We start from the raw sequence: 16,884 nt of genomic DNA, 5'->3' as shown, positions 1-16,884 counted from the left end.
GGATCATGGCCTATCTGAAGCTCGATCACGTCGACAAAACCTTCACCCGCGGCGCCACCACGACCGAAGTGCTGAAGGACATCAACCTCACGATCGAGAAGGGCGAGTACGTCTCGATCATCGGCCATTCCGGCTGCGGCAAGTCGACGATGCTCAACATCGTCGCCGGCCTCACCACCGCGACGTCAGGCGGCGTTCTGCTGGAGGAGCGCGAGGTCAATTCGCCGGGGCCCGACCGCGCCGTGGTGTTCCAGAACCACAGCCTGCTGCCTTGGCTGACGGTCTATGAGAACGTGCGGCTCGGCGTCGACAAGGTGTTCGCCAAGACCAAGACTCGCGCCGAGCGCGATGCCTGGACCATGCACAATCTCAACCTCGTGCAGATGGCGCACGCCAAGGACAAGCGGCCCAACGAGATCTCCGGCGGCATGAAGCAGCGCGTCGGCATCGCGCGGGCGCTGGCGATGGAGCCGAAAGTGCTGCTGCTCGACGAGCCGTTCGGCGCGCTCGACGCGCTGACGCGGGCGCATCTGCAGGATTCGGTGATGGCGCTGCATCAGAAGCTCGGCAACACCATCCTGATGATCACCCACGATGTCGACGAGGCCGTGCTGCTGTCGGACCGCATCGTGATGATGACCAACGGCCCGAGCGCGCATATCGGCGAGGTGCTCGAGGTCGCGCTGCCGCGGCCGCGCAAGCGGCTCGAGCTCGCGACCAACGCGACCTATGTGAAGTGCCGACAGCGGGTGCTCGAATTCCTCTATGAGCGCCACCGCTTCGTCGAGGCCGCGTGACGCAGGAGACATTCGGAGAGTGGATCGAACCACTCTCCGCGTGAGGCGACCAACAGGCTCTCGTCCATTTCAAGGAAGGCATTGCCGATGACCCCGTCTCAGATCACGCTCGTTCAGGAGAGCTTCGCCAAGGTCGCGCCGATCTCCGATCAGGCCGCCGTGCTGTTCTACGATCGGCTGTTCGAGGTCGCGCCGCCGGTGCGCGCGATGTTTCCCGAGGATTTGACCGAGCAGCGCAAGAAGCTGATGGGCACGCTGGCGGTGGTGGTCGGCGGCCTGTCGAACCTGGACACGGTGCTGCCGGCGGCAAGCGCACTCGCCAAGCGCCATGTGAATTATGGTGCCAAGCCCGAGCACTACCCGGTGGTCGGCGCCGCGCTGCTGTGGACGCTCGAAAAGGGGCTCGGCGAGGCCTGGACCCCCGAGGTCGCCGAAGCCTGGACCGCGGCCTACGGCACGCTGTCCGGCTACATGATTTCGGAAGCCTATGGCAACGCACAGGCAGCGGAGTAGGCCCGTTGAGTGAGCCGCTCGTCATCGTCGGCAACGGCATGGCCGCTGCCAAGCTGGTCGAGGAGCTGTCGCAGACCGCCCTCGGTCGCTATGCGATCGCCGTCGTCGGCGAGGAGCCTCGGCTCGCCTACAACCGCGTGCTGCTGTCGTCGGTCTTGGCCGGCGAGGCGGCATCGCACGAGATCGAGCTCAAGCCCGCGGCGTGGTGGCGCGAGCGCGGCGTGACGCTGAAATATGGCGCGCGGGTCGCGCGCATCGATGTCGGCCGCCGGGAGTTGGAGGTCGAGAACGAAGAGAACATGGTGTTCTCACGCCTGGTTCTGGCCACCGGCTCGCTGCCGCTGCGGCTGCCGGTGCCCGGCGCCGATCTGGCTGGGGTGCATACGTTCCGCGACAGCCGCGACACCGACGTGCTGTTGAGCCTGGCTGCGAAGAAGTCGCGCGTGGTCGTGGTCGGCGGTGGACTGCTCGGGCTGGAGGCGGCCTATGGCCTGGCGCGTGCCGGCGCCAAGGTGACGCTGCTGCACCTGATGGATCGGCTGATGGAGCGGCAGCTCGATGCCTCGGCGGCGGCGCTGTTGAAAGTGCTGGTCGAGCGGAAAGGCATTGAGGTTCTGCTGCAGGCGAGCACGGCGGCGATCCATGGCGAGCTCCGCGTCGAGCGTGTCGAACTCGCCGACGGGCGGAGCCTGGCTGCGGATGCGGTGATCTTTGCGGCCGGCATCAGGCCCAACGTGGCGCTCGCCAGGGAGGCGGGGCTTGCGGTCAATCGCGGCATCGTCGTCGACGACGCTCTGCAGAGTTCGGTGCCCGGCATCTCCGCGCTCGGCGAATGCGCCGAGCATCGCGGCACCTGCTACGGGCTGGTCGAGCCCGCTTATGAGCAGGCGCGGGTGCTGGCGCGGCATCTCGCGGGCCGCAAGGCGGCCTATCAGGGCAGCGTGGTCGCCACCAATCTGAAGGTGTCCGGGGTCGCGGTGTTCTCGGCCGGTGACTTCGTCGGCGCCCCGGGCAGCGAGGCGATCGTGCTCAATGATGCCAGGCGCGGCATCTACAAGAAGCTCGTGATCGCCGATGGCCGCCTCACCGGTGCCGTGCTGATCGGCGACACGCAGGATGCGCTCTGGTATCGCGACCTGATCCGCAATCGCGAGCCGATTGCGTCGATCCGGACCGAGATGATGTTCGGCCGCGCGGGGGCGCGGCCAAGGGCCGCGTGAGGGGGATTCGCACGACGATGACCACTGTCGATCCGAAGCTGCGCACCGTGCGCACCGCCTGTCCTTATTGTGGCGTCGGCTGCGGCGTGCTCGCCACGCCCGATGGCAGCGGCGGCGCCGCCATCTCGGGCGATCCGGTGCATCCCGCCAATCTCGGCCGGCTCTGCTCCAAGGGCTCGGCGCTCGGCGAGACGCTCGGGCTGGAGAGCCGCCTGCTGTATCCGATGGTCCGCTGCAAGCACGGCCTGGAGCGGGTGGCGTGGAGCGATGCGCTCGATCACGTCGCGAGCCGTCTGAAGCACATCGTCGCCCGCGACGGCGAGGATGCGGTGGCGTTCTATCTCTCCGGCCAGATGCTGACCGAGGATTATTACGTCGCCAACAAGCTGATGAAGGGCTTTCTCGGTTCGGCCAATGTCGACACCAATTCGCGCCTGTGCATGGCCTCCTCGGTCGCCGGCCATCGCCGCGCCTTCGGCAGCGATACCGTGCCCGGGAGTTATGAGGATCTCGACCAGGCCGATCTGCTGGTTTTCGTCGGCAGCAATGCCGCCTGGTGCCATCCGGTGCTGTACCAGCGCATGCTCGCCAACAAGCAGGGCCGTGGCGCGAAGTTCGTCGTCATCGATCCGCGCCGCACCGACACCGCCAGCGAAGCGGACCTGTTCCTTGGCCTGAAGCCGGGCACCGATGCAGCGCTGTTCTCCGGCCTGCTGGTGAATCTCGCCGACAGCGGCGCGCTCGATCGCGACTACATTGCCCGCCACACCAGCGGCTTCGACGAGACGCTCGCGCGCGCCCGCAGCCTCGCTGGCAGCGCTGCCGCCACCGCGCTCGCGACCGGCCTGTCCGAGACGGACGTGGCCGCCTTCTTCAAGCTGTTCCGCGAGACGCCCAAGGTCGTCACGCTGTATTCGCAAGGCGTCAACCAGTCGGCGCAGGGCACCGACAAGGTCAATGCCATCCTGAACTGCCATCTCGCGACAGCGCGGATCGGCAGACCGGGCATGGGGCCGTTCTCCTTGACGGGCCAGCCCAATGCCATGGGCGGCCGTGAGGTCGGCGGCCTCGCCAACCAGCTCGCCGCCCATATGAGCTTCACGCCGCCGGAGATCGATCGGGTCCGCCGCTTCTGGAAGGCGCCAGATATCGCCACCCATGAGGGCCTGAAGGCGGTCGCGATGTTCGAGGCGATCGCGCGTGGCCAGATCAAGGCGCTGTGGGTGATCGGCACCAATCCGGCGGTGTCGCTGCCGGACGCCGATCTCGTCCGCGCCGCGCTGAAGAAGCTCGAATTGTTCGTCGTCTCCGAGAATGTCCGCTCCAACGACACGGTCGATGCCGGCGTGCATGTGCTGCTGCCCGCGCAGGCCTGGGGCGAGAAGTCGGGCACCGTCACCAATTCGGAGCGGCGCATCTCGCGGCAGCGCGCCTTCATGGCACCGGCCGGCGAGGCCAGGCCGGACTGGTGGATCCTGAGCGAGGTCGGCAAGCGGCTCGGCTTTGCACAGGCCTTCAACTACAACTCCGCGGCCGACGTATTCCGCGAGCACGCCGCGCTGTCGGCGTTCGAGAACGAGGGCAGCCGCGATTTCGACATCGGCGCGCTGGCGACGCTGACGGATGAGGAATACGAGGCGATGGCGCCGGTGCAGTGGCCGGCGCGCGCCGGCAAGCCGCCCGAGCCGCGCGTCTTTGCCGACGGCAGCTTCTTTACCAACGACCGCAAGGCCCGCTTCGTGGCGCCTGACGTGCCGGCGCTGCGCAGCGAGACGACCGCCGCGCGGCCCTTGCGGCTGAATACTGGGCGTATCCGCGACCAGTGGCACACAATGACGCGCACGGGCCTTAGCCCACGGCTCTCGGCGCATCTGCCGGAGCCGTTCGTCGAGGTCCATCCGGACGACGCGCTGCGCTACGGCCTGATGCATGACGGCTTTGCCAAGGTCACGACCGAGCATGGCCAGTGCATCCTCAAAGTCGTCGTCAGCGAGCGCCAGCAGCGCGGCATGCTGTTCGCGCCGATCCATTGGAACGCGACCAACTCCTCGCATGGCCGCGTCGGCGCGCTGGTCGCCGCGCATACCGATCCGTTCTCCGGCCAGCCCGAGGCCAAGGCGACGCCGGCTGCGATCAGTCCCTATGAGTACGTGTTCCGCGGCTTCATCCTGTCGCGCAGCGAGCTGCCACTGCCGCCGAACCTGTGGTGGGTGCGCGCGACGGTGCCGGGCGGCTTCGGTTATCTGTTCGCCGACAATGGCGACCTCATGCGCTGGCCGGCCTGGTTCAAGGCGCGCGCCAGCGACGATGTCGCCGACTACATGGATGTCGGCGGCGGCGTCTATCGCGCCGCGTCCTTTGCCGGGGATCGCATCGAGACCTGCATGTTCGTCGGCCCCGGCCATGACGCCGGCGACTGGAACGTGGTGAAGACGATGTTCGCGGCCGACAGCCTCGACGACGAGCAGCGCCGCATGCTGCTGTCCGGCCGCGCGCCGGACGGGACAGGCGGCGGGCCGATCGTCTGTGCCTGCTTCGGCGTCGGCCGCGACACGATATGCGACGCGATCGCCTCCGGTGCGCGCACGCCCGCTGCGATCGGCGCGCGGCTCAAGGCCGGCACCAATTGCGGCTCCTGCATCCCGGAGATGAAGCGGCTGATCGCGCAGACGGCGACGCAGGCTGCCGACGCGGTAAAGGTGGCGAGCTAGTTCAGCGCCGCCATTGCGAGCGAAGCGACGCCATCCAGAGTCCCGCGACGACTCTGGATGGCTTTCGTCGTATGCGGCTCCTCGCAATGACGGAAGGAGGCAATCGACGCCATCAGCGCCATCCTCTATGTTCGCTGCCATGAAGCACAAGACATTCGGAACCGGCGGGGCCAGCGTCTCCGTCATCGGGCAGGGCACTTGGCATTTCGACTTCGGTGACCGCAGCCGCGCCATCGCGGCGCTTCGCCGCGGGCTGGAGCTGGGCGCCACCCACATCGACACCGCCGAGATGTATGGCGATGCCGAACTCATCATTGCCGAGGCCATCGCCGGGCGCCGCGACGAGGTGTTCCTGGTGTCCAAGGTGCTGCCGAGCAACGCCTCGCGCAAGGGCACCATCACCGCCTGCGAGCGCTCGCTGAAGCGGCTGAAGACGGACCGGCTCGACTGCTACCTGCTGCATTGGCCGGGGTCCTATCCGCTGGAGGACACCGTCGCCGCATTCGAGGAACTCAAGGCCGCCGGCAAGATCGCCTCCTGGGGCGTCAGCAATTTCGACGTCGACGATCTCGACGAATTGCTGGAGGTTGCCGGCGAGGGCAAGATTGCCTGCAACCAAGTGCTCTATCATCTGCAGGAGCGCGCCATCGAGCACGCGGTCATTCCCTGGTGCGGTCAGCACGGCGTCGCCGTGGTGGCCTATTCGCCGTTCGGCCATGATGATTTTCCGGAGCGCCGCAGCGCCGGCGGCGAGGTGCTGCAGCGCATCGCGGAGCAGCACGGGGCCACGCCGCGCCAGATCGCACTCGCCTTCCTGACCCGCGCCTCCTCGCTGCTCGCCATCCCCAAGGCCTCGCGCCCAGACCATGCCGAGGAGAATGCCGCTGCCGGGGACATCGCACTGACCGCCGCCGACATTGCTGCGATCGATCGTGCTTTTCCGCGCGGGCCGAAGCCGCGCGGTCTGCCCATGTTGTAGTGCAGCATCACGGAAAATTACGGATGTTTGCGACCTGGGCGCGTGGGCAATGCATAGATGCTGCCCGCTTTCAATGGGTTGTCGCGACGGCCTGATTGGCGTTTTGTCGCCACTCACCGATTCGTTTCGCCTTGAGATCCCCGAGTTCGACCGTGACCCCGCCACCGAGCGCGGCAGCCGCCGCGCGTCTCGACGACGTGCCGACGTCCCTGCCACAGAAGCCGCCAGTGGCGCGCAAGCGTGCGCCCGCGCGCACGGACCGGCCGTTCCGCGGGATTGCGCTGATCCTGCTGTCGACCGTGTTCCTCGGCACCTCCGACGTGACCGCCAAATATCTGTCGAAGACGCTGCCCGCGATCGAAATCACCTGGATCCGCTTCACGGTGTTCGCGCTGATCATGGTGCCGGCGATGATCCCGGGCTCGCCGCTGTTTGCGATGCGCACCGAGCGGCTGCCATTCCAACTCCTGCGCGGCGTCGCTTTGCTCGGCTCGTCGATCTTCTTCATCACCGGTCTCGGCTATCTGCCGATCGCGGAAGCCTCCGCCACCGGCTTCGTCGCGCCGCTGTTCGTCACGGCGCTCTCGATCATCTTTCTCGGCGAGAAGGTCGGCCTGCGCCGCTGGATCGCGACCGCGGTCGGCCTGTGCGGCGTGCTGATCATCCTCCGGCCCGGCACCGGCGCGTTCCATCTCGCCGCTCTGTTCCCGATCGCCTCCGCCTTCTCCTGGGCCTGCACCCTGATCATGACGCGGATCATGAGCGGCCGCGAGCACGCCATCACCATCATGACCTATTCGTCGATTGCCGGCCTGTGCCTGCTGTCGGCGATGGTGCCGTTCGTGTGGATCACGCCGTCATGGCAGGACATCGGCTTCGGCGTGCTGGTCGGCGTCGCCTCGACGATGGGGCAGTGGATCGTTGTGCTCGCGTTCCGCTACGCCGATGCCTCCGTGCTGGCGCCGTTCTCCTACACCCAGCTGCTGTGGGTCAGCCTGCTCGGCTTCTTCGTGTTCGGCGAGGTGCCGAGCATCTGGACCGTGGTCGGCGCCGCCTTCATCGTCTCCAGCGGTCTCTACACCGCCCATCGCGAGCGCGTGCGCCGCTCGCAATTGCTGCAGGTTGCCGGCGAGAGTTCGCCGAATCCCTGAGATCGTGACGATCCTTTCCGGCGCGAGGTCGAGCGGCTTGGAGCCGGCTTCCGCCGATGCTAGGTGTGCCCCGGACGAACAAGAACAACAGGGAGCACGCCGCCATGATCGATCTGACGCCCGAGTCCATGCTGCCCGACGATGGCACCAGCGGCACGCTGGTCGGCCGCATCTGGCGCCCCGACGTGGATGGCCCGGCGGTGGTCGCCGTCCGCGACGACGGCGTGTTCGACGTCACCTCGGCATTCCCGACCGTCAGCGCGCTGTGCGAGCAGGACGATCCCGCGACCGCGCTCCGCTCCATGGGCGGTCATCGGATCGGCGATCTCGCCGATATCCTCGCCAACACGCCGCCGGACCGCCGCGATCCCGCAAAGCCCTGGCTGCTGGCCCCGGTCGATCTCCAGGTGCTGAAGGCGGCCGGCGTCACCTTTGCGATCTCGATGCTGGAGCGCGTCATCGAGGAACGTGCGCGCGGCAATCCGGCCTCGGCCGACGCCATCCGCAAGGAGGTGGTGCGGCTGGTCGGCGACGACTTCTCCAAGCTCAAGCCGGGATCGGAGCAGGCGATGCACCTCAAGCAGGTGCTGATCGAGCAGAACGCCTGGAGCCAGTATCTCGAGGTCGGCATCGGCCCCGATGCCGAGGTCTTCACCAAGGCGCCGACGCTGTCGTCGGTCGGCACCGGCATGGATGCCGGGCTGCATCCGAAATCGACCTGGAACAATCCGGAGCCGGAGGTCGTGCTGGCGGTGTCGAGCCGCGGCAAAATCGTCGGCGCCACGCTCGGCAACGACGTCAATCTGCGCGACTTCGAGGGCCGCTCGGCGCTGCTCTTGTCCAAGGCCAAGGACAACAACGCCTCCTGCGCCATCGGCCCGCTGCTGCGCCTGTTCGACAAGGGCTTCACGCTGGATGATGTCCGCAAGATGGATGTCGCGCTCACCGTGACCGGCAGCGATGGCTTCGTGCTCGATGGCCATTCCTCGATCTCGAAGATCAGTCGCGATCCGACGGATCTCGTCGCCCAGACCATCGGCGCCGTGCATCAATATCCCGACGGCTTCGCGCTGTTCCTCGGCACGATGTTCGCGCCCGTGAAGGATCGCGACGCGCCAGGCCAAGGCTTCACCCATAAGCGCGACGACATCGTCACCATCTCCGCTCCGCAACTCGGCCGCCTCGTCAACCGCATGCGCAACAGCGACGAATGCGAGCCCTGGACCTTCGGCTTGGGCGCCCTGATGCGCAACCTGGCAAGGCGGAAGCTGATCTGAGGCACGCCGCCTCCACACACACGATGTCATTCCGGGGCGCGCGATAGCGCGCGCCCGGAATCCATACGCCGCGGCGGTGGTGAGTCCGCCGAGCTGAGTGGCGATCGTGCTTCACTACGCAGGGGCGTGGTTATGGACTCCGGGCTCGCGCTGCGCGCGCCCCGGAGTGACGTCAGAGGATGGCGAAACATCGCCGGGCCTCATGGTTCGAGACGCGCCGCAAGCGGCCCTCACCATGAGGGGTGAGAGGATCTCAGGCTCGAGCTCGCGCCACGCAATCAGCCCTCGTCCTGAGGAGCCCGCCGGGCGTCTCGAAGGACCGATGCAGGGCTCTGCCGGCCCGATGTCCGCTCATGCTCGCGCCAGTGTCACGGAGTGACGGCGGACGTCGAGCTGCCGCCGTCGGCCCGTCACACAAGCCCTGACGCCGTCTGCCCGGCGGCGCGACGGGGGCGCTCCTGCAATTGTGCGGGATCGGCCAGCGCCCGTTCGCGCACCAGCGACAGCGCATGGTCGCGCTCGGCGGCCGTGCTACGCCGCGGTTCGGGACGGCGCAGGCCCAGATCGTCGTCGATCGGGTCCTTGGGCACCAGCGACAGCGCGCGCTCGAACGGATCGACCGAGGGTTCGCGGCCTTTGCCGCTGTCGCGGCTCGGCTCCGCCTCGGCCGGACGCCGTGCCACCAAGGTCTTGATGCGGCCGATCAGGCCGGACGGCGCCTCCGGCGGGGCGGAGTCGAACGGGTCGGCATAGAACGTCGCGCCGGCCTTCTCGACCATGCCGGCGAGCGCCGTGACCATGCGCGGCGAGCCGCAGGCATAGACGACATCGGAGGCCGTCAGTGTCGGCATCTGCGGCTCGATGCGCCCGGTGCGGATCGAGGGATGGTTGATCGGGCCTTCCTCCACGGTCGGAATGATCGTGACATTCGGCAGCCGCGCCAGCTGCGCCAGGATCGGCGTCATGTAGAGCTGCGGCAGCTTCTTGGCGCCGGCGATGATCACCATGGGCCGATTGCGGTTCTCGCGCAGCGCCATGGCGGCGATGGCCCAGATCGGCGCGAAGCCGGTGCCGCTGCCGGCGAGGATCAGCCGGCCGGCGCCGCCTGGACGCAGGAACGCATGCCCATAGGGCCCCTGGATGCGCAGCCGGTGCCCCGGGCGGATGCCGCTGCCGAGCGCGGTCGTCACGCGGCCGCCGCGCACCTTCTTGATGTTGAGATGGATGACGCGGCCGCCGATGCGGCCGTCGAACGACGCCGTCGGGCTGTAGGCGCGCGCCGGATAGCCGGCGAAGGTGAACTTGAAGTACTGACCCGGCAGATAGCTGATGCTCTTCTCGGGTGCGATCATCAGCTCCATGATGTCGGGCGCGACCTCGCGCAGGCCCACCAGCCGTGCCTTGCTGATGTCGATCTCCGGCACGTCCTCCACCTCGACGTCGAGGTCCGACACCACGCGGGCCTGGCACGCATAGATCATGCCCTGCGTATGCGTCTCCCCGCACACGGTCTGGCCCTTGGCGACGTGAACCATGCAGGTGCCGCAGGTGCCGGCGCGGCAGTCGAACGGAATTTCGACGCCGTTGGCCAGCGCGCCGTCGAGCAGCACGTCACCCGCGCGGACGCGGAACTGGCGGCCTTTGACGGTGACGGTCCTGAAGTTCGACATGGGCTACTCCTCGATCGATGACGCTGAGACTGTGGGAAGGCTTTAAGCCGCGGGATCACGCCTTGCCGGGTGAGACGCGGATCAGGTTCTTGTTGGCGGTGCTCTCGAACCGGCTCGACCAATAGTTCGAGGCCATCACCGGCCGCTTCAGCCAGCTCACCTTCGGGTTACGCAGCACCAGGAACCAGAAGAAGAACGGCGTCGTGACGAGATGTGAGACCAGCGGAAACCAGTCCGGCAGCAGCGAGGCCGGGCCGGGCAGGCGATACCAGTAGTAGGTGCTGATCGCGGCCGCCGCGAAGATGCGATGCATCCTGGTGCGGCTGGCCGGCTTGTAGCGCAGCACATGCTCGCCAATCTTGAAGAGGATGTAGCTGATGATGGCCGCGCCGAACGGCCAGACATAGGCGGTGATGATCTCGGCATGTCCGACCTGCTGCGGCGGATAGTCCGGCACCTGGAACCAGCCCCAGACGAAGCCCGGAAAACTGCCGATCAGGAAGTTGCCGAGGAACTGCTGCACCTTGGTCGGGACGCCCGCCGTCGGCGTCAGCTCGGGCGTCGAGTCCGGGCACGGATTGCTGCAGGCCTCGCAGATATTGCAGCGGGCGTTCTTGAAGGTGAGCGCCGGGTTGGTGCCATAGAGACGCTCGACCGGGTGGATGGGGCAGAGCGAGGTGCACCAGCCCGAACGCATCTCGAACACCGATCCCATTGCGAACGCCATGAACGCAGCCGACAGCAGCATCAGCGCCGTCAGCGGACCGTCGACATTCAGCCCGATGCGCCGCATCGGCACGACGATGAACAGCAGGGTCACGCCGATCACCGCCAAGGTCGCCGCGCCCCATTCCGGCATCCGGATGTTCTGCGAGATGCCCATCTTGTTCGGCAGCAGATGGAAGGTCGCCATCGGGCAGATGTTGCGCCAGAGGCCCGGCGAGATCGTCACCAGCGCCGGCGCGATCGGAATCAGGAGATTCCACATCAGCGCGATGCCGAGCGGAGGAAAGAACAGCAGCAGATTCACCAGGAGCACGCCGACGATCAACATGACCGTCTGCATCGTCAGCCAGAACCGTCGCTCGGCCCGTCCGGTGCTGCGGCTGCCGGGCTGTGCCGCCGGCTGATACCGCGCGGGAGCCACTTTCACGGCCACATAAGCGAGCGGCCGGGCGTTTCCATGATGCGAAGTGTAGTCGTGTCGGGACGAACGTTGGGCGCTGTTGTTTGGCATTGCTTTCCAGGACGCGTGTTGTTCTTCACGATCGCGCCGACCGCACGAGCCCCGGATCTGGACTTGTTAGTCCGGCGATCCCGTTCGCTCGTGTCTCAGCGCATGCTGTGGTGCAGAATCTGACGGCGAGATGTGGCGCTTTTTGACGGCCAATATGGACGTGTCTGGGCCATGCTGCGGTTGGCTTGCGGCCGTTTGATCTGGATCAAATCCAGGAACATCAAGCATTTGATCGATATCGATGTGCATTTCCGCGGGCGTTTGATCTGGATCAATGACGACCCTTGCTGTGACACGCCTCCGGCAAGATCAAGGCAGCGCCTGCGTGCTCCCGGCAACGACGGCAGAGATTGCGGAGGTGGCGCGGCTCACACCGGCAGGGCGATCGAGTACTTCACCTGGCTGAGCGCAAAGCTGCTTTCGATCGAGGCGATGCCGTCGAGCCGCGTCAGCTTCGATTTCAGGAACGCCTCGTAAGACGACAGATCGGCCGCGACTACGCGCAGCAGATAGTCCCGATTGCCGGTCATCAGATAGCATTCCAGCACCTCGGGCCAGGCGGAGATCGCCTTTTCGAAGCGCTTGAGATCCTCCTCCTTCTGCCGAGCCAGCTTGATCGAGATGAAGACGGAGACGTGCAGCCCGAGTGCCTTCTGGTCGACGGTCGCGAGATAGCGGGTGATGACGCCGCGCTCCTCCAGCAGCTTGACGCGGCGGTGGCACGGCGAGACCGAGAGGCCAACCTTGTCGGCGAGCTCCTGCATGGTGATGCGGCCGTCGGCCTGGAGATGGCCGAGGATCTTGCGGTCGATGGCGTCGAGATCGGGCATTGGGATCATTTTGGTAAAACTGGCAGATTGATGGGAAAATATCCCAATAATGTCGGATCGTGCGCGAAAAATTGAGAATTTCGGCCGGGCCGGCGGGATTAAGCTTGACGAATCCACCACGACCCGCCGGGAGCAGCGCCATGGCCAAGCCATCCGCCTCGTCAGACCGTCTCGACATCCTGAACGCGCTGACCCGCAAGGTGCTCTGGCTGTCGTCCTGGACCATCCACCACGCCAACCATATCAGGCCCAACATCGACGGCCTGAAGGTCGGCGGACACCAGGCATCCTCGGCCTCGCTCGCGACCATCATGTCGGCGCTGTATTTCTCGGTACTGCGCCCCGAGGACCGCGTCGCGGTGAAGCCGCATGCCAGCCCGGTCTTCCATGCCATCCAATATCTGTTCGGCCGGCAGAGCCGCGAGAAGCTGGAGAATTTCCGCGGCTTCAAGGGCGCGCAGTCCTATCCGTCACGGACCAAGGACGTCGACGATGTCGACTTCTCGACCGGCTCGGTCGGCCTCGGCGTGGCGCAGACGCTGTTCTCGTCGCTGGTGCAGGACTATGTGCAGGCGCATGGCTGGATGAAGGACCGCCGCGAAGGCCGCATGATCGCGCTGGTCGGCGATGCCGAGATGGACGAGGGCAACATCTTCGAGGCGCTGGCCGAAGGCTGGAAGCACGGCCTGCGCAACACCTGGTGGATCGTCGACTACAACCGCCAGAGCCTCGACGCCGTGGTGCGCGAGGGCCTGTGGGAGAAGTTCGAGACCATGTTCCGCAATTTCGGCTGGGACGTGGTGATCGTAAAATACGGCCGCTTGATGCGTGAGGCCTTCGCCGAGCCCGGCGGCGAAGCGCTGCGGCGCTGGATCGACAACTGTCCCAATGCGCTCTACGCCGCGCTGTGCTTCCAGGGCGGCGCGGCCTTTCGCAAGCACATCCAGGACGACATCGGCGACCAGGGCGACGTGACGCGGCTGCTCGACCGGCGCAGCGACGACGAGCTGCTGGCGCTGATGTCGAATCTCGGCGGCCACGACATGGCGAGCATGCTGGAGGCGTTCGAGTCCATCGACCACGACCGCCCGGTCTGCTTCATCGCCTACACCATCAAGGGCGTCGGCCTGCCGTTCCAGGGCCACAAGGACAATCATGCCGGGCTGATGACGGTCGCGCAGATGGAGAGATGGCGCGCCCAGCAGAACATCCGCCCCGGCCACGAGTGGGACAAGTTCGAAGGGCTGAAGCAGGATACGGCGATGCTGGAGTCGTTCCTGGCGTCGGTGCCGTTCAACCGTGATGGTCGCCGCCTGAGCGATGCCGTGCTCGACGTGCCGGGGCGACTGACCTTCACGGCCGCGGCGCAGATGTCGACGCAGCAGGGCTTTGGCCTCATCCTCAACGATCTCGCCCGCAGCGATAGCGCGATGGCCTCACGCATCGTGACCTCGTCGCCCGACGTCACCGTTTCGACCAATCTCGGCGCCTGGGTCAACCGCCGCGGGCTGTTCGCACGCGCCGAGAAGGCCGACCTGTTCCGCAGCGAGAAGATCCCGTCGACCTTCAACTGGGCGGCCTCGCCGAAGGGCCAGCACATCGAGCTGGGGATCGCCGAGATGAACCTGTTCATCATGGCCTCCGCGCTCGGCCTGTCGCATGCCATCAACGGCGCGCGGCTGCTGCCGATCGTTACGCTCTATGATCCCTTCATCGAGCGCGGCCTCGATGCGTTGAACTACGCCTGCTATCAGGATGCGCGCTTCATGGTGGTGGCGACGCCGTCGGGCGTGACCTTGGCACCGGAGGGCGGCGCGCATCAGTCGATCGCAACGCCGCTGATCGGCATGGCGCAGGACGGACTGTCGTCGTTCGAGCCGGCCTTCGTCGACGAGCTCGCCGCGATCATGAAATGGGGCTTTGCCCACATGCAAGCCGCGCCGGGCGAGGGCGGTTCGGTCTATCTGCGGCTGTCGACCCGCACCATCGACCAGCCGCAGCGGATCATGTCGCCGGAGCTGGAAGCCGACATCGCCGCCGGCGCCTATTGGCTGCGCAAGCCGGGCCCGAATGCGGAGGTGATCGTCGCCTATACCGGCGCGGTTGCGCCGGAGGCGATCGAGGCGACCGGGCTGATCGGCGAGTCGCGGCGCGACGTCGGCCTGCTCGCTATCACCTCGGCCGACCGGCTGCATGCCGGATGGACCGCGGCGCGCAGCCTGCGGCGGCATCGCCGAGGTGTGCAGCATCTCAGCCATGTCGAGCAGCTGCTGGCACCGCTGCCGCGCGATTGCGGCATTGTCACCGTCATCGACGGCCATCCGGCGACGCTGGGCTGGCTGGGCTCGGTCCGTGGCCATCGCGTCGAGGCGCTGGGGGTCGAGAAGTTCGGCCAGACCGGCACGATCGACGATCTCTATCGTCACAACGGCATGGATGCGAATGCCATCATTGATGCGGCGGAAAGCCTGACCGGCGCGCCGGTGCGCCATCGGAAAATGGCGGTGTAGCGGCGCGCGGCACAAACAGATGCGCCGTCTCCCTCACCTGGATGAAGGAGACGGCGTCGCAACTTGGGTTAAAAGGGCTAGGTGCTAAAAAGCGGCTTCAATAAAACCTGACGAAGTCATTCGTCATGAAAGCGTTTCCGGCAGCGTCTCGGTGAGCCGGCGTGTCCGATGGGGAGAGATTAGCCGGGACGATCGGGCCCGGTTGTGAACCAGTTCACACATCGCAAAATGAATCTGCGGTTTGTTCGGCGACCGGCCGCGGTTGAACTGGAATTCTGGGAGCCGGAAAACCTTCCGGTCAGGCCGTGTTTTGCTGCAGCGCAAAAGGAAATGGCGTCAAGATGCAGCGGGCGCTTGGCTTGCGCCGGTCGTGGCGTTGATCCTATATCCGAGCCATCCGCAACCCCGGTCCCCGCATGTGGCGGGTTCAACCTGCGGACCGTTCGTGCCAGGGTGCTGGCCCGCACGCTCCCGCCCCTCCCATATGCTTCCGACGTGAAGAGGTTTTCCGATGGTCAATCGCCTGCAATTCTACATCGATGGCGCCTGGGTCGATCCGGTCGTCAAGAAGTCCACGCCGGTGGTCAATCCGGCGACCGAAGAGTCGATGTATGAGGTTGCGCTGGGCTCCAAGGCCGATGTGGACAAGGCGGTCGCCGCCGCCCGCCGCGCGTTCGAGACCTTCTCGCTGACCTCGCGCGAGGAGCGGGTCGCACTGCTCGAGAAGATCATCGCGATCTACAAGGGCCGCATGAAGGAGATCGGCGCTGCCGTCTCCGACGAGATGGGCGCGCCGCTGCCGATGGCCGAGAAGCTGCAGGCCGGCGCCGGCCTCGGCCACTTGATGTCGACGCTCGACGTGCTGAAGAAGTACGAGTTCGAGGAGACGCTGCCCGCCTCCGTGGTGGTGCGCGAGCCGGTCGGCGTGGTCGGCATGATCACGCCCTGGAATTGGCCGCTCAACCAGATCGCCTGCAAGGTGGCGCCGGCGCTGGCCGCGGGCTGCACCATGATCCTGAAGCCGTCGGAGTTCACCCCGACCTCGGCGCTGATCTTCGCCGAGATCCTGCATGAAGCAGGCGTGCCGAAGGGCGTGTTCAACCTGATCAACGGCCTCGGCCCGGAGGTCGGTGCCGCGATGAGCGAGCATCCGGACATTGACATGATCTCGTTCACCGGCTCGACCCGCGCCGGCATCGACGTCGCCAAGCGCGCCGCGCCGACGGTGAAGCGCGTCAGCCAGGAGCTCGGCGGAAAGTCGCCGAACGTGATCCTGGAGGGCGCCGATCTGGTCAAGGCGGTGACCGGCGGCGTCATGCACATGTTCAACAACTCCGGCCAGTCCTGCAACGCGCCGTCGCGGATGATCGTGCCGGCCGCGCGCATGAAGGAAGTGGCCGCGATCGCCAAGGGTGTCGCCGACAAGACCAAGGTCGGCGATCCCCGCGGGGAGGGCACCACGATCGGTCCGGTCGTCAATCGTGGTCAGTGGGAGAAGATCCAGGCGCTCATCAACAAGGGCATCGAGGAGGGCGCCACCCTCGTCGCCGGTGGTCCGGGCCTGCCCGAGGGCGTCAACAAGGGCTTCTATGTGCGTCCGACCATCTTCGCCGACGTCAAGCCCGACATGACCATCTCGCGCGAGGAGATCTTCGGACCGGTGCTCGTGATCATCGGCGCGCAGGACGAGTCTGAGGCGGTGAAGATCGCCAACGACACGCCCTATGGTCTCGCCGGCTACGTCTCCGCCCCGACCATCGAGAAGGCCCGCGAGGTCGGCCGCAAGATCCGTGCCGGCAACGTCAACCTGCAGGGCGTCCCGAACGACCGCACCGCGCCGTTCGGCGGCTACAAGCAGTCCGGCAACGGCCGCGAATGGGGCAAGTTCGGTCTTGAGGAGTATCTCGAGGTCAAGGCGGTCGCCGGCTACAACGCGGCTTGATCGGTCTCCGTCATTGCGAGCGCAGTGTTCAGCCCGGGGACATGGCT

General features: G+C 66.5%; 12 protein-coding genes. 9 read left to right on the top strand and 3 right to left on the bottom strand.

The genetic code is table 11. The annotated features are described in order from the left end of the window. Positions 1–2 precede the first annotated feature (2 nt). From HL671_RS14495 to HL671_RS14465, 7 genes are all read left to right on the top strand, one after another. Positions 3–797 (top strand): ABC transporter ATP-binding protein, encoded by a 795-nt coding sequence (locus HL671_RS14495; RefSeq protein WP_085972607.1) that lies wholly within the window; start codon positions 3–5, stop codon positions 795–797. An 87-nt stretch (positions 798–884) separates the two neighbouring features. After that, positions 885–1,310, top strand: coding sequence for a globin family protein (locus HL671_RS14490; protein WP_012042971.1), 426 nt, complete (start codon positions 885–887; stop codon positions 1,308–1,310). A gap of 5 nt (positions 1,311–1,315) precedes the next feature. Then, positions 1,316–2,530: an NAD(P)/FAD-dependent oxidoreductase gene (locus HL671_RS14485; RefSeq protein ID WP_172236787.1), complete on the top strand. Its 1,215-nt coding sequence runs from the start codon at positions 1,316–1,318 to the stop codon at positions 2,528–2,530. A 17-nt stretch (positions 2,531–2,547) separates the two neighbouring features. Then, entirely contained in the window at positions 2,548–5,241 is a 2,694-nt protein-coding gene (locus tag HL671_RS14480) for a nitrate reductase (RefSeq protein WP_172236786.1), read from the top strand. Positions 5,242–5,380: 139 nt separating this feature from the next. Further along, the gene (locus HL671_RS14475) at positions 5,381–6,220 is read left to right on the top strand and encodes an aldo/keto reductase (protein WP_012042974.1); all 840 of its coding nucleotides are present in this window, start codon (positions 5,381–5,383) and stop codon (positions 6,218–6,220) included. A 197-nt stretch (positions 6,221–6,417) separates the two neighbouring features. Further along, entirely contained in the window at positions 6,418–7,371 is a 954-nt protein-coding gene (locus HL671_RS14470; protein WP_012042975.1) for a DMT family transporter, read from the top strand. Between the two features lie 104 nt (positions 7,372–7,475). Continuing rightward, entirely contained in the window at positions 7,476–8,648 is a 1,173-nt protein-coding gene (locus HL671_RS14465; RefSeq protein WP_012042976.1) for a fumarylacetoacetate hydrolase family protein, read from the top strand. Positions 8,649–9,058: 410 nt separating this feature from the next. On the opposite strand, the gene HL671_RS14460 is transcribed toward HL671_RS14465, so the two are convergent. The 3 genes from HL671_RS14460 to HL671_RS14450 all read right to left on the bottom strand — a co-directional run bounded on the left by HL671_RS14460 (position 9,059) and on the right by HL671_RS14450 (position 12,385). After that, a complete protein-coding gene (locus HL671_RS14460) occupies positions 9,059–10,318 on the bottom strand; it encodes a 2Fe-2S iron-sulfur cluster-binding protein (protein ID WP_012042977.1) in 1,260 nt (419 codons plus the stop codon). Between the two features lie 55 nt (positions 10,319–10,373). Further along, positions 10,374–11,555: a ferredoxin family protein gene (locus HL671_RS14455; RefSeq protein WP_210263903.1), complete on the bottom strand. Its 1,182-nt coding sequence runs from the start codon at positions 11,553–11,555 to the stop codon at positions 10,374–10,376. Between the two features lie 368 nt (positions 11,556–11,923). Beyond that, the gene (locus HL671_RS14450; RefSeq protein WP_012042979.1) at positions 11,924–12,385 is read right to left on the bottom strand and encodes an Lrp/AsnC family transcriptional regulator; all 462 of its coding nucleotides are present in this window, start codon (positions 12,383–12,385) and stop codon (positions 11,924–11,926) included. Positions 12,386–12,525: 140 nt separating this feature from the next. Here HL671_RS14450 and HL671_RS14445 point away from each other — a divergent pair, with 140 nt between their 5' ends. Then, on the top strand, positions 12,526–14,895 hold the full coding sequence (locus HL671_RS14445; protein ID WP_172236785.1) for a transketolase: 2,370 nt from the start codon (positions 12,526–12,528) through the stop codon (positions 14,893–14,895). 511 nt (positions 14,896–15,406) lie between these two features. Then, a complete protein-coding gene (locus tag HL671_RS14440; RefSeq protein ID WP_172236784.1) occupies positions 15,407–16,837 on the top strand; it encodes an aldehyde dehydrogenase family protein in 1,431 nt (476 codons plus the stop codon). Positions 16,838–16,884 lie beyond the last annotated feature (47 nt).

Origin of the sequence: Bradyrhizobium denitrificans, assembly GCF_013179005.1 — a bacterium.
Lineage (GTDB): Bacteria > Pseudomonadota > Alphaproteobacteria > Rhizobiales > Xanthobacteraceae > Bradyrhizobium > Bradyrhizobium denitrificans.
The sequence above is the reverse complement of the archived record's forward strand: the minus strand, read 5'-3'. Positions and strand labels throughout refer to the sequence as shown.